At 68.3% G+C, this 12,755-nt stretch carries 13 protein-coding genes; 6 read left to right on the top strand and 7 right to left on the bottom strand.

What is annotated here, in order from left to right:
- The first annotated feature begins 14 nt into the window (after positions 1–14).
- The gene (locus AB0C22_RS28350; protein ID WP_357537977.1) at positions 15–392 is read left to right on the top strand and encodes a helix-turn-helix domain-containing protein; all 378 of its coding nucleotides are present in this window, start codon (positions 15–17) and stop codon (positions 390–392) included.
- A 123-nt stretch (positions 393–515) separates the two neighbouring features.
- On the opposite strand, the gene AB0C22_RS28345 is transcribed toward AB0C22_RS28350, so the two are convergent.
- The 5 genes from AB0C22_RS28345 to AB0C22_RS28325 form a co-directional block, all read right to left on the bottom strand.
- Entirely contained in the window at positions 516–3,329 is a 2,814-nt protein-coding gene (locus AB0C22_RS28345) for a hypothetical protein (RefSeq protein WP_357537975.1), read from the bottom strand.
- Positions 3,330–3,692: 363 nt separating this feature from the next.
- Positions 3,693–4,004 carry a hypothetical protein gene (locus tag AB0C22_RS28340; protein ID WP_357537973.1) on the bottom strand — a complete coding sequence of 104 codons (312 nt, stop codon included), beginning with the start codon at positions 4,002–4,004 and terminating at the stop codon, positions 3,693–3,695.
- The gene (locus AB0C22_RS28335; RefSeq protein WP_357537971.1) at positions 3,961–4,209 is read right to left on the bottom strand and encodes a type II toxin-antitoxin system prevent-host-death family antitoxin; all 249 of its coding nucleotides are present in this window, start codon (positions 4,207–4,209) and stop codon (positions 3,961–3,963) included. The genes AB0C22_RS28340 and AB0C22_RS28335 overlap by 44 nt, the downstream gene beginning before the upstream one ends.
- 146 nt (positions 4,210–4,355) lie before the next feature.
- The gene (locus AB0C22_RS28330; RefSeq protein ID WP_357537969.1) at positions 4,356–4,583 is read right to left on the bottom strand and encodes a DUF397 domain-containing protein; all 228 of its coding nucleotides are present in this window, start codon (positions 4,581–4,583) and stop codon (positions 4,356–4,358) included.
- A complete protein-coding gene (locus AB0C22_RS28325; RefSeq protein WP_357538027.1) occupies positions 4,580–5,437 on the bottom strand; it encodes a helix-turn-helix transcriptional regulator in 858 nt (285 codons plus the stop codon). Before AB0C22_RS28325 ends, AB0C22_RS28330 begins: the two co-directional genes overlap by 4 nt.
- A gap of 305 nt (positions 5,438–5,742) precedes the next feature.
- Between AB0C22_RS28325 and AB0C22_RS28320 the strand changes: the two genes are divergently transcribed.
- Both AB0C22_RS28320 and AB0C22_RS28315 read left to right on the top strand, forming a co-directional pair.
- On the top strand, positions 5,743–5,991 hold the full coding sequence (locus tag AB0C22_RS28320) for a DivIVA domain-containing protein (protein WP_357537967.1): 249 nt from the start codon (positions 5,743–5,745) through the stop codon (positions 5,989–5,991).
- A gap of 29 nt (positions 5,992–6,020) precedes the next feature.
- On the top strand, positions 6,021–6,251 hold the full coding sequence (locus AB0C22_RS28315; RefSeq protein ID WP_357538025.1) for a hypothetical protein: 231 nt from the start codon (positions 6,021–6,023) through the stop codon (positions 6,249–6,251).
- 27 nt (positions 6,252–6,278) lie between these two features.
- Here the strand turns inward: AB0C22_RS28315 and AB0C22_RS28310 are convergent, their stop codons facing one another.
- Both AB0C22_RS28310 and AB0C22_RS28305 read right to left on the bottom strand, forming a co-directional pair.
- Positions 6,279–7,055 carry a DeoR/GlpR family DNA-binding transcription regulator gene (locus tag AB0C22_RS28310; RefSeq protein ID WP_357537965.1) on the bottom strand — a complete coding sequence of 259 codons (777 nt, stop codon included), beginning with the start codon at positions 7,053–7,055 and terminating at the stop codon, positions 6,279–6,281.
- A 40-nt stretch (positions 7,056–7,095) separates the two neighbouring features.
- On the bottom strand, positions 7,096–9,141 hold the full coding sequence (locus tag AB0C22_RS28305; protein WP_357537964.1) for a beta-galactosidase: 2,046 nt from the start codon (positions 9,139–9,141) through the stop codon (positions 7,096–7,098).
- A 276-nt stretch (positions 9,142–9,417) separates the two neighbouring features.
- Here AB0C22_RS28305 and AB0C22_RS28300 point away from each other — a divergent pair, with 276 nt between their 5' ends.
- The 3 genes from AB0C22_RS28300 to AB0C22_RS28290 are packed head-to-tail and all read left to right on the top strand — an operon-like array spanning position 9,418 to position 12,642.
- Complete coding sequence (locus AB0C22_RS28300; RefSeq protein WP_219468873.1) at positions 9,418–10,743, top strand: ABC transporter substrate-binding protein; 1,326 nt, start codon at positions 9,418–9,420, stop codon at positions 10,741–10,743.
- A 22-nt stretch (positions 10,744–10,765) separates the two neighbouring features.
- Positions 10,766–11,725, top strand: a complete 960-nt coding sequence (locus AB0C22_RS28295; RefSeq protein WP_208569901.1) for a sugar ABC transporter permease — start codon at positions 10,766–10,768, stop codon at positions 11,723–11,725.
- The gene (locus AB0C22_RS28290; RefSeq protein WP_219468871.1) at positions 11,722–12,642 is read left to right on the top strand and encodes a carbohydrate ABC transporter permease; all 921 of its coding nucleotides are present in this window, start codon (positions 11,722–11,724) and stop codon (positions 12,640–12,642) included. Before AB0C22_RS28295 ends, AB0C22_RS28290 begins: the two co-directional genes overlap by 4 nt.
- Positions 12,643–12,755: the final 113 nt, after the last annotated feature.

Genomic DNA, 12,755 nt, shown 5'->3' with positions numbered 1-12,755 from the left:
CACAGGGGGTGGTCATGTCGCAGTACGAACACACCTGCATGATCCGGGGCGACGGCGGCCGGACGATCCGGGCGATCCTGGACCGGATCTGCAACAAGTGGACGTTGCTGATCGTGGCGACGCTCGACGCGGGCGCACTGCGCTTCACCGAGCTGCACCAGCAGATCCCCGGCATCTCCCAGCGCATGTTGACGCTGACCCTGCGCCACCTGGAGCACGATGGTCTGGTGTCGCGGACGGCGTACGCGGAGGTCCCGCCCCGGGTGGAGTACGCGCTGACGCCGACCGGCAAGAGCCTCATCCCGCCCGCGCTGGCCCTCGCCGGCTGGGCCATCGAACACGTCCCCCACATCGAGGCGAGTCGGGCCCTCCGCCGGACCGGGACAGGATGACTCCGGACGTCAGGTCCACTTCGGCCATGCTGAAGTGGACCTGCCTTGCCCGGAGCGAGCTTCACCGGGCCCTGGACACCGCGAAGGCCGCCTACACCTCCGAGTTCTGTCCTCGTACCGGCGTCAGGTGCCGTTGGAGACGTAGATGCTGTAGCGGGTGGCGTCGGTGTCCGTGCCGTCCGCCTTGTGGCCGGTCACCGACAGGGTGTACGTCTCGAAGTTCTGCGCCGGCGTGTAGGTGATCGACGCCCTCCCCTGGCTGTCAGCCGCCACGTCGGTCGAGGGGCCGTCGTCGACCTGCCAGGAGAAGGACACGATTCCCGCAGTGCCGCCGCTGAACTCGAAGGTGCCGGGGACACCTGCACCGCCAGACCAGACGCCGTCCGGATACTGGGCGCTCACGACGTAGGGCGCATTGCCGACCGTGAAGTCGTAGTCCGTCACGGGCGAGAGTTCACCGCCCGCCGTCAGGCTCCGCACGTGCAGCGTGTTCGTACCGTTGCGTTCGAACGGCACCGCGACCCGCGTCGCCGTACCGTCGGCGCTCGCCGGCAGGATCTGCTCCGGACCGTCGTTGACGCGATAGTGGTACTCGGTCACCTCGCCGAACAGTTGGGTACTGAAATAGAAGTACCCGGTCCAGCCGATCCCCACACGTGACCAGTCGTAGGTGCTGTAGACAGAGACCTTGTTGTCCCGAACGCTGAACGGCGCGATCCGCAGGTCCGATTCGGTGCCGTCCGCGCCGACGCTCGTGACCCGCACGTCGTTGTAGCCCCACGACCCCGGCGTGTACGTGACCGTCGCGGTGCCGTCGGGACCGGCCGCGACGGTCGCCTCGTCGGCGCCGTTCAACGAGTAGCGGTAGGAGGCGACGTCCGGCAGCCCCGGATGGAAAGTGAACGTCACGGTCCGACCGACCGTGCCGTCGCCCTCCGGCGTCTGCGTGACCACGGGACCGGACCAGATGCCGAACGTGTAGGTGGTGGCGGGCGAGCGCGTACCGTCCGACAGCAGCGCCTGAACGACCACGGTGTTGTCGCCGGCGTGCGTCGGCGTGACCGTGATGAGAGCGTACGGATTGCCCCCGGTGGGCACGGTCTGCTCGGCGCCGCCGTTGAACCGGTAGACGAACCCGGTCAGGTTCGGCAGTTGGCTCTGCAACTCGACGCTCAGCGGCACGCCGACGCCGTCCCGGCGCGGCCAGCTGCTCAGCTCGTTGGCGTAGGCGGTCGGGCGGGTGTCGATGATGTTGAACTGATGGTCCGCTTCCATCGACGTGGAACCGTCCGCCCTCACCGACCTGACGACCATCGAGTGCCAGCCCGGCGTCGCCGTCCACGGCAGTACGGCGGTGTCGTCGTCGGCTGCCGGAATGGTCTTCCACTCGTCGTCGAGGTTGTACTCGTAGGCGACAACATCGTTGCTGTGCGGGGTGAACCGGAACGAGCCGACCTTGCCCGCGACCTGGTCGGTGTCGAGGTTGAACTCCGCCGACTCGATGCCGGGAGCGTCGGTGACCCAGACCTGCAGGGTCTCCTGCCCGATCAGCTTGTTGTCGGCGTAGCTCCGGACGGCCACGTCGATCAGGCCGGTGGTGGTGAACGTGACAGGGCCGGTGGCCCTGCCGTCGACCGCCGGGAGGCGGACCTCCGCACTGTCCTTGAGCTGGTACCCGAACGCGGTGGTCTCGGGCTTCGACGCGATGAACGTGATCGTGCTCGGCAGGCCGACGCCCTGCACGACGACATCGACGCGCGGTGCCGTCTCGGCGACCCGGAACCGGTAGTTCTTCTCGGGCCCCCGGTTACCCGCCGCGTCGACGGACGCGACATAGAGGTCGGTGATCAACCGTAGCTTGGGGGTGTACTTCAGGGTCGCCCTGCCGCCCGGGTGCCGGGCCGGAACCTGGCCGGAATACCCCATGGAGTCACGCCAGGTGAACGCCACCACGTCGCGGTCGCCAGCCCCGTCGAACCGGAACGTTCCCTCGATGCCGGTGCCACCGCCCGGGGAGTCACCCTCGGGATAGGTCCGCGACGACACCTTCGGCGGATCGGCCGGTGCGGTCAGGTCCATGACCAGGTAGCAGGTCCTGCTCCATGGGCCCTGGTCGTAGTAGTCGCTGGCCTGTGCCTGCCAGGCGAGGACCGTACCGTCGGCGTACTGGCTCAGGTCGGTGCCGTAGTAGTCGTGGAACTCACGACGCTGGTCGGGGTGGTCGACCGGCCAGATCGCGTACAGCACGGTCGGGTGGTCGCCCTCGTCCGCATCACTGGGGGTGGCTGAGAAGACCGTGTTCCGCGCCGCCGGTGACGGCTTGGCCAGCGTGCCGCACGGCCGGTCCGGGTACTTCAGTTTGAGGTCCGTGACCGTGGGCGGGTGGTTCACCGTCGCACTGAGCACCGGCTTGTCGAAGGTACGACCGGTCCACCCGACGCCTTCCTGATCGGCGGCGACCCGGAACTCCAGGGTGATGCTCTTTTCACCTCGGCTGAGCGCCGCGTTGAGCGTGGCAACCATGTCGAAGCCCAGGTAGCCGGGGCAATAGGCAGCACCGGCACCACGCTTGGCGGTCAACAGCTTCTCGATCTCGGCCGGCGGACGCAGCCAGGTGGTGTTGCTCTTGACCGGGCGGGTCCGCCACACCTCGATGGTTGCCGGGGCGGAGCAGTCGACGACCGTCTTCTCGTTCGTCCACAGGTATGAGCTGTGGACGACCGTGCCCTTCAGCGTGGCCAGGTCGTAGGTGAAGTAGGAGCGGTAGATGTGCGTCCGGTCGGCCTCGTCGCGGGAGGTGCCGACCGGCGGCGCCACCGCCGCATCGACGACCTTGGCGTCCGGATTCTGCGAGTCGAGATAGGCCCAACTCTTCAGCGTCACATCGAACGAGTCGGCGGCTGAGGCTGGAGAACCGGTGGTCACCGTGGCTGCCACAACCGCGAGAATCGTCAGCGGTATGGCCGCTCTGAGGCGTCTCATATGGACTTGTACCCTCCCCCGTGGCGGCGTCTCTGTCGACGCCGAGGGCGTCATCGTAGCGAGGGGAGCGCGATCCGTAGGGGCGGTTTTCGACGCCCTCTGAGGTGCGGGATCAGGCAGCTCAGGTGGTGGCCGGCCCCAATGACATAGCCGGCGGGTGTCGGGGGATGGCCGATCCCAGGACGACGAGTCCCCGGAGCGGCTCATGTCAAATTGTGCGGATCGTGATGAGGTCGTCGAGTCCTGCGAGATCGCTGGCGTTGCGGGTGTAGACGGCGGCGACATGGGCGTGTGCGGTCGCGGCGATGAGCAGATCCATCACTCTGGCGCGCGGCTGACGGCTGGTCTCGACGACGCGGGCAGCCAGTCGTGCGGACTGTCGGCGACCACGTCGACGATGGGCAGCGGATCAAATCGGCGCTGGATGGCACTCAACCGCGCCAACCGGAGTGCCCTCGCCTCGGCGGTCTTGGCGACCAGGACACCGAACTGGAGTTCGGCAAGGCTGGCGACGCTGATGGCCAGCTCACCCGGGATCGGTGTTGCGTCGTTGGCGATGAGGACGCTGATGTCGAGATGCCCCGACTCACCGTTCTGCCCGTGGGTCGGTGACGGCGCCGTCCAGGACATCCCGGTCGTCTGCCCACGCGGGGTCCGCAGGTTGGTCGAACACCCCGGCCAGGTCCTCCCACTCCCGCCAGGGCCGTGGGCTGACCGGGCCGAGCACGGCTGCCGGACGGCCGGCGACGGTGATCGTCAGACGTTCACCCGCCTGCGCACGACGCACCAGGTCGCTGACGTTCCGCCGCATCTCCCGCAACCCCACCTCGTGCATACGGCATGCGTAGCACATATGCCTCGCGTGTCTGGCGAACCTCGCTACGGACAGGGTGCACCGCGATGCCACGGCGGCGGAGGATCTTGGCGGCAAATGGCCCCCTGGAGGGCCGGAATCCTCCAAGATCCTCCTGAGGTCTGGCGTCAGTGGGAGGCGTCGGTGAAGTCGAACTCGCCGTCCTTGACGCCGCCGACGAAAGCAGCCCACTCATCAGCCGTGTAGACGATCGTCGCCGCGTCACGCGCCTTGCTGTGTCGCACGGCCACCCGACCCGAGCCGTCGAGCAAAGGCCCCGCTTCGACACAACTCCCGCCGTTGTCGTTGCTTTTCGTGCTGATGTGCCAGGCCACCGCCGGCAGACTCTCGCTCATGACAACCCCTCCACGACGCTTGCGATCAACTGACCCGACTCGCCGGTGCTCAGCGCAGCATCTCTCAGCCGATCGTATACGCGAACGAACTTCATTGATCTTGGCGCTTCCACGTAGAGTCGCCCGGCGAGGTTCTCCACATAGGCGACTGCCGGGTAGGGCTTCGGCAGAGTGAAGACCGTGAAGGCTCCGTCCATGCCCGCATGGAGAGCCTTTGCAGACGGCAACACCGAAATCTCCACGTTCCGTCGCACGGCCAGTTGGAGAAGATGTTCAAGCTGTGCGCGCATGGTCGAAGGTCCACCAACCAGCCGGCGTAGGACGCTCTCATCCAGCACCGCACCGACCTTCGTCTTTCCGTCGAGCACCTTCTGCCGCTCGATACGCAACTCCACCCACCGTGCAACCGTCGCGTCAGGAACACCGGGCTCCTCCGCGTTGCGGATCACCGCTTCGGCGTACTCGCGGGTCTGCATCAGACCGGGCAGCAGCATCGTGTTGTACGAGCCGATGTGCTCCGCGCGGCCCTCCAGCCACGGGTATTCGATGAAGGACGAGTCGACGACGTCGCCGTAGTCCTCGTCCCAGCGGTCGGTGCGCCACACGTCCTCGGCCAGCGCCAGCAGGCGGGCCCGCTCGGCGGCGTGGTGGAAGCCGTAGAGGTCGAGCAGTGCGACGACGTCGCCCTTGCGGATCGGCCAATCCGCCCGCTCGTATCGCCCGAGCGCGGACATGTCGCGTTGCAGGTGTTCGGAAACCAGTTTCAAGGTCATCCCGCGTTCTTCCCGGAGGGCGCGGAGTTGTTGGCCGAGCCACTGCGCGCGCAGGGTCCGTATGAACGGCTTGTGCGGCATGATCCACCTCTCGAAAAAGTTGACGAGGCCCGCGAAGGAACCATTGCTCCAGTTCCAGCCCACTGGAAATGTGGCCTTCGGGTGAGGGTGATCACCGGCCCCCGGGGACGCCCGGTGCAAGCGCAGTAACCGCGGCTGTGCCAACAGCCGAGAAGGTGACGAAAGCCGGCCTCGCGGGTGGCAGCCGCATACCGGATCTCGTCGGGTCTCAACATGAAGCCGAATTCCCGGCTCCGACCGACTTGCTGAATACCTATCACGGCGGCGCGGGTTCCCGCGACCCCGTACCCCCCAGGAGGCGACGAATGATCCGCGACGACGGCACGCTGCCGGCCCGGCTGCATCCGGTCCTGGTCCGCGACCACCAGTTTCCCGCCGCCGGCTTCGGCCGGCGCGGCCTCGACCCCCGGGAGGTACGCCGGTTCCTGCTCCGGGTCGCCCTGGAGCTCGCCAGCCTGCACCAGGAGGTCACCCGGCTGACCGGGGAGAACACCAGGCTCAAGCGGCTGCTGCGGGACCGCCGCAGCGCCCAGGCCAACCGTCCCCCGTGCTGAGTCACGACCCGACGACCGGTCCTCGCTACGTGCTGCACCTGCCCGTGACGGTCCCGACCGAGGATCAGGCGTTGCGGTTCGCGTACGCGCTGGCGCGGTCGTTGGCGTTGGTGCCGGGGGTCGACGTCGCCGGGGCCACCGTCTCCGCCGAGGACGCCCAGCACGTACGACGGTGGGTGTTCTGTGATCGGATCATGGCTGACCGGCGGCGCTGCCTGGCGCGGGCCGACCACGACGGGCCGTGCGACCCCGAACGGTGACCGAGGTCGGCGGGGACGCGACGGCGGTCAGTCGACCTCGACGACGACCAGCTCACCGACCTGTTCGCCGATCTGCTGGCGGCCGTCCGCCGGCAGCCCGGCGTCGGTGATCAACAGGTCGGCTTCGGCCAGTGGAGCGATGGTGGCGATGCCGATCGTCTCCCACTTGGTGTGGTCGGCCAGCACCACCAGGTGCCGGGCCGCCCCGATCAACCGCTTGTTGACCGCCGCCTCCAGCAGGTTGGGGGTGGTGAACCCGGTGCGCGGGCTCATCCCGTGCACGCCGAGAAAGAGCAGATCCACATTCAGGGTACGGATCGCCGCCTCGGCCACCGGCCCGGTCAGCGCGTCCGACGGGGTACGGATGCCGCCGGTCAGCACCACAGTCTGGTCGACGCGCGGGTTCTGGTAAAGCGCGTCGGCGACCGGGATCGAGTTGGTCACCACGGTCAGCCCGGGCACGTCGCCGAGCAGGGTGGCCAACGCGGCGGTGGTGGTGCCGGCGGACAGCGCGACGGCCATGCCGGGCTCGACCATCCGGGCGGCCCGGCCGGCGATGGCCCGTTTCTCATCCTGCTGACGGATCGACTTCGCGGCGAAGCCGGGTTCCTCGGCCGACCCGGGGCCGGCCAGGGTCGCCCCGCCGTGCACCTTGTCGACCAGCCCCCGCTCGGCCAACACCTCCAGGTCGCGGCGGATCGTCATGTCGGAGACGCCGAACCGGGCGACCAGGTGGCTGACCCGCACCCCGCCGCGCTGCCGGATCAGCTCCAGGATGGCGTTCTGCCGTTGCTGAGCGAGCATCGAACCTCCCAACCGCGCGGACGAGGGAACGGTACGCAGGTCAGGCCGCTGCGGCCGGGGGCGGTTCAACCGCTGGGACCGCCTCCGTCACCGCCTGATCCTCCCGGACCACGGCCACCTCCCCGGCGGGCACCCGCAGCGTCCCGCCGCAGGGCTGACCGGTGAGCAGGTCGGTGCCGGTCGCGTCGAGGGTCACCTCGGCGTCGGTGTGGTTGACCACGAACAGCCAGGACCGGTCGTCGGCCCGGCGGCGGACCACCTCGACGCCCGTCGGGGCGACGACCGGTGGGCGTACCCCGGCCTCGGTGAGCAGCCGGCCCACCAGGGCGTCGGTGGCCGCCTCGTCGAGCCGGGTGGCCAGGTACCAGGCCGTGCCGTCGCCGACCCGGTGCCGGGTCAGCGCGGGCACCCCGGGCAGCGGCCCGTCCTCGTATGACGCCACCACCTCGGCACCCTCCGGGTGCAGCCACTCGGTCCACACGTCGGCGGTGGACCCGTCGTCGAGGACGACCCGGTCGCCGGCCAACAGCGGGAAGAACTCCTCGGTACGCACCCCGAGCAGCTCCCGGAACGCCCCCGGGTAGCCGCCGAGCCGGATGTGGTCGTGCTCGTCGACGATCCCACTGAAGTAGGTCACCAGCGCCGTCCCGCCCCCGGCGACGTACCGGCGCAGCGCCACGGCATCGGCGTCGCGCACCAGGTAGAGGGTGGGGACGAGGACCAGCCGGTAGCCGGACAGGTCAGTCGACGGGTGCACCACGTCGGCGGTGACGCCGGCCCGCCACAGCGCGTCGTAGAGCGCCCGCACCCGGTCGGCGTAGGTGACGTCGACGCTGGGGTGGGAGTCCAGCTCGACGCCCCACCACGCCTCCCAGTCGAACAGGATCGCCACCTCGGCCTCGACCCGGCTGCCGCGTACCTCGGCCAGGGCCTTGAGGTCGGCGCCGAGCCGGCAGACCTCGTCGAAGACCTTGGTGTCGGGGCCGGCGTGCGGGACCAGTGCGGAGTGGAACTTCTCCGCGCCGGCCCGGGAGGCCCGCCACTGGAAGAACAGCACCCCGTCGGCGCCGCGCGCCACGTGGGTGAGGCTGTTGCGACGCAGCTGGCCGGGGGTCTTGGCGACGTTGCGGGGCTGCCAGTTGACCGCGCTGGTGGAGTGTTCCATCAGCAGCCAGGGGCCACCACCGGCGACGCTGCGGGTCTGGTCGGCGGCGAACGACAGGCCGAGGTGGGCGTACGGGTCGGTGGCCATGAGGTAGTGGTCGTTGGACACCAGGTCCACGTCGGACGTCCACGAGTGGTAGTCCATGTGCTTGGCCATGCCGATCATGAAATTGGTGGTGACCGGCTGGCGGACCCGCCGCTTGAGCACCTCCCGCTCGGCGCGGAGCTGGGCGCGCTGCTCGTCGGAGGAGAAGCGGAGGAAGTCGAGCTGCTGGGTGGGGTTGGCGATGGTCAGCGTCGCCCGGGGCGGGTTGATCTCGGCCCAGTCGTAGTAGTGCTGGCTCCAGAAGGTGGTGCCCCAGGCGTCGTTGAGCCGGTCGAGGTCGCCGTAGTGCTCCCGCAGCCACTCCCGGAACGCATCGGCGCTGACGTCGCAGTAGCAGTGCACGTTGTGGCAGCCCAGCTCGTTGGAGACGTGCCACATCACCACGGCGGGGTGCTCGGCGTACCGGTCGGCGACCGCCTCGACCAGGGCCAGCGAACGCTGGCGGAAGATCGGCGAGCTGGGGCAATAGGCCTGCCGCCCGCCGGGCCACCGCACGGTGCCGTCGACGCCACGCGGCAGCGTCTCGGGGTGCCGGTGGGCCAGCCACGGGGGCGGACTGGCGGTGGCGGTGGCCAGGTCGACGTGGATGCCGCCGGCGTGCAGGACGTCGAGGGCGCGGTCGAGCCAGTCGAACTCGTACCGCCCGGGGGACGGTTCGAGCAGGGCCCAGGAGAAGATTCCGACCGAGACGAGGTTGACGCCGGCCCGGCGCATGAGCGCGACGTCGTCGGCCCAGACCTGCTCGGGCCACTGCTCGGGGTTGTAGTCGGCGCCGAAGTAGATCCCGTCGCCCTGCCAGCTGCCGTGTTGCCGCATGAGAGCAGAGCGTGCCCCTAGCGGTCGATCAAGTCAACACTTTCCAACACGAGCGGATTTTCCAACGTTTACCTCCCAGGCCACCTGCCAACGCTCCGATACCGATCCGGAGCTGCCCTCTTGACAGGGCCGCACGGACGGGTAGCTTCAAGCGCCACCGGGAGTTTGTGTTGGCCAATGTTCATTCTCGGTGGATCTATGTTGGCATTCCCCACTCCCTCCCCCACCACTGACGGCCCTCGGGCGCAGCGCACCTCTTCATCCGCAGGAGGCACCATGTCCCGTCCCCGCACCGAAGCCGAGTACCTCTCCCGGCTCGTACCGTCCTCCGTCGCCGGCATCGGACGACGCTCCCTGCTCACCGGGGTCGGCGCGGGCGCGCTGCTCGGCACCGGGCTGCTCGCCGGCTGTGGCTCCGACTCCGGGTCGGGCAGCGACAGCAAGGAGGTGTCGCTCGGCTCCAACCAGTCCGACCCGCAGCCCAAGGGGGTCATCGCCAAGGTGATGGACGGGTTCAAGACCTCGTCCGGCATCACGGCCAGCATCAACACCGTCGACCACAACACCTACCAGGAGAACATCAACAACTACCTCCAGGGCAAGCCGGACGACGTGTTCATGTGGTTCGCCGGCTACCGGATGCGCTTCTTCGCCGCGAAGGGCCTGGCCGGCGACATCAGCGACCTGTGGGGCAAGCTCTCCGGCTACTCCGACGCGTTCAAGAAGGCGTCCACCGGGGACGACGGCAAGCAGTACTTCGTGCCGTCGTCGTACTACCCGTGGGCGATGTTCTACCGCAAGTCGGTCTGGAAGCAGCACGGCTACCAGGTGCCGACCACACTCGACCAGCTCACCGCCCTCAGCGCGCAGATGAAGCGGGACGGGCTCACCCCGATCGCCTTCGCCGACAAGGACGGCTGGCCGGCGATGGGCACCTTCGACATCCTCAACCTGCGCATCAACGGCTACCAGTTCCACATCGACCTGATGGCCGGCAAGGAGGCGTGGACCTCCGACAAGGTCAAGAAGGTCTTCGACACCTGGGCCGGGCTGCTGCCGCTGCACCAGCCGGACAGCCTGGGCCGCACCTGGCAGGAGGCCGCCCAGTCGTTGCAGCAGAAGAAGAGCGGCATGTACCTGCTCGGTCTCTTCGTCGCCCAGCAGTTCGGCAACGACGAGCAGGACGACATCGACTTCTTCACCTTCCCCGAGATCGACCCGGCCATCGGGGCCAAGGCGCTGGACGCGCCGATCGACGGCTACATGCTGGCCCGCAAGCCGAAGTCCGAGGCCAACGCCAAGAAACTGCTGGAGTTCGTCGGCTCCAAGGAGGCCGCCGACATCACGGTGAAGAACGACCCGACCACCCTCGTCGCCAACAGCGGCGCGGACACCAGCGGCTACACCGCCCTGCAGAAGAAGGCCGCCGAGCTGGTCGGCTCGGCCACCGAGATCGCCCAGTTCCTCGACCGCGACACCCGGCCGGACTTCGCCTCCACGGTGATCATCCCGGCGCTCCAGCAGTTCATCAAGAACCCCAAGGACATCGACGGGCTGGTCAACAGCATCGAGAACCAGAAAAAGTCGATCTTCACCAGCTGACGGCGAGAGGGGGAGGACCGTCGTGTCCGACCTGCCCCTGATCCAAGCGGATCACGCCGTACCGGCACCGACCCCGGCCACCCCCACCCGGGGTGGTCGTGGTCGGCGGCTACGGCTCCTGTCCCGCACCGACCGCGTGGTGATCACGCTGATGGTGCTCGTACCGCTGCTGCTGGTGGTCGCCCTGGTCTGGTTTCCCGCGCTGGCCACCGTGGCGCTCTCCGGCACCGACTGGGACGGCATCGGCCCGCTGAGCGAGATCGACTGGGTCGGTGGCCGGAACTACTCCGACGTGGTCAACATCTACCCGCCGTTCGTGCCGGCGATGCAGAACAACCTGCTCTGGCTGGCCGCGCTGTTCGTGGTCGCCACCCCGTTCGGGATGTTCCTCGCCGTGCTCCTCGACAAGGAGATCCGCGGCAGCCGGTTCTACCAGACCGCGCTCTACCTGCCGGTGGTGCTGTCGCTGGCGCTGATCGGTTTCGTCTGGCAGCTCATCTACTCCCGGGACCAGGGTCTGCTCAACGCCGTCCTGGGCAGCCAGACCGACTGGTACGGCGACCCGAACGTCAACATCTGGGCGGTGCTGGTCGCGGCCGGCTGGCGGCACGTCGGCTACATCATGCTGCTCTACCTGGCCGGGCTCAAGGGCGTCGACCCGTCACTGCGGGAGGCTGCCTCGGTCGACGGGGCGTCGGAGACCAGCACCTTCTTCCGGGTGATCTTCCCGGTGCTGCGGCCCATCAACATCATCGTGCTGGTGGTGACGGTGATCGAGTCGCTGCGCGCGTTCGACCTGGTCTGGGTGATCAACAAGGGGCGCAACGGCCTGGAGCTGATCTCCGCCCTGGTCACCCAGAACGTCGTCGGCGAGGCCAGCCGGATCGGCTTCGGCTCCGCCCTGGCGACGATCATGCTGGCCGTCTCGCTGGTCTTCATCACCGTCTACCTGGCCGTCGTCATGAGGGAGAACCGGCGATGAGCGCGTCGACCACGACCCGTCCGCCGACCTCGGAGCCGGCGTCCGAGGCCGCCCCGCGCCGTCGGCCGCTGCGCCCCGCCCGGGTGGCGCTGCACCTGTTCCTCGGCGCGGTCGCCGTCGGTTGGCTCTTCCCGATCCTCTGGGCGGTGCTGACCTCACTGCGCTCCTACGAGTACACCGCCGCCAACGGGTACGTCTCGTTCGGCGGCTGGACGCTCGACAACTACGTCACCGCCTGGCGGACCGCCGAGTTCGGCAAGCACTTCCTCAACTCGGTCTACATCACCGTCCCGGCGGTGCTGCTGACCCTGTTCCTCGCCTCGTGCGTGGCGTTCGTGATCGCCCGGTTCAGCTGGAAACTCAACATCGTCCTGCTCGGGCTGTTCACCGCCGCCAACCTGCTGCCCCAGCAGGCGTTGCTGATCCCGCTGTTCCGGATCTTCACCGAGGTGCCGCTGCCGGAGTTCATGAGCGACTCCGAGCTGCTCTACGACAGCTACTGGGGGCTGATCCTGGTCAACGTCGCCTTCCAGTGCGGCTTCTGCGTCTTCGTGCTCAGCAACTACATGAAGGCGCTGCCCCGCGACCTCTACGAGGCGGCCATGGTGGACGGGGCGAGCATCTGGCGGCAGTACTGGCAGGTGACCATGCCGCTGTGCCGGCCGGCGCTGGCGGCGCTGGCCACCCTGGAGGTGACCTGGATCTACAACGAGTTCTTCTGGGCCACCGTGCTGATGCGCACCGGCGACAAGTTCCCGGTCACCAGCTCGCTGAACAACCTGCGCGGCGAGTTCTTCACCGACAACAACCTGGTGTCGGCCGGCTCGGTGCTGGTCGCCATCCCCACCCTGGTGATCTTCTTCCTGTTGCAGAAGCAGTTCGTCAAGGGCCTGACCCTGGGCGCGTCCAAAGGCTGACCCGACCGTCCCGCCCCCACCGGCACTGGCCCGGCGCTGGGGTATCCGACTGCGCGGGGGGACATGGATTTACATGAGAGCGATATGCCTGTCAGGCATAAATATGACCGCCA

The organism is Micromonospora sp. NPDC048894, from assembly GCF_040649765.1.
Classification (GTDB): Bacteria; Actinomycetota; Actinomycetes; order Mycobacteriales; family Micromonosporaceae; genus Micromonospora; species Micromonospora antibiotica.
Note: the sequence above shows the minus strand (reverse complement) of the source record. Positions and strands in the feature narration are given on the sequence as shown.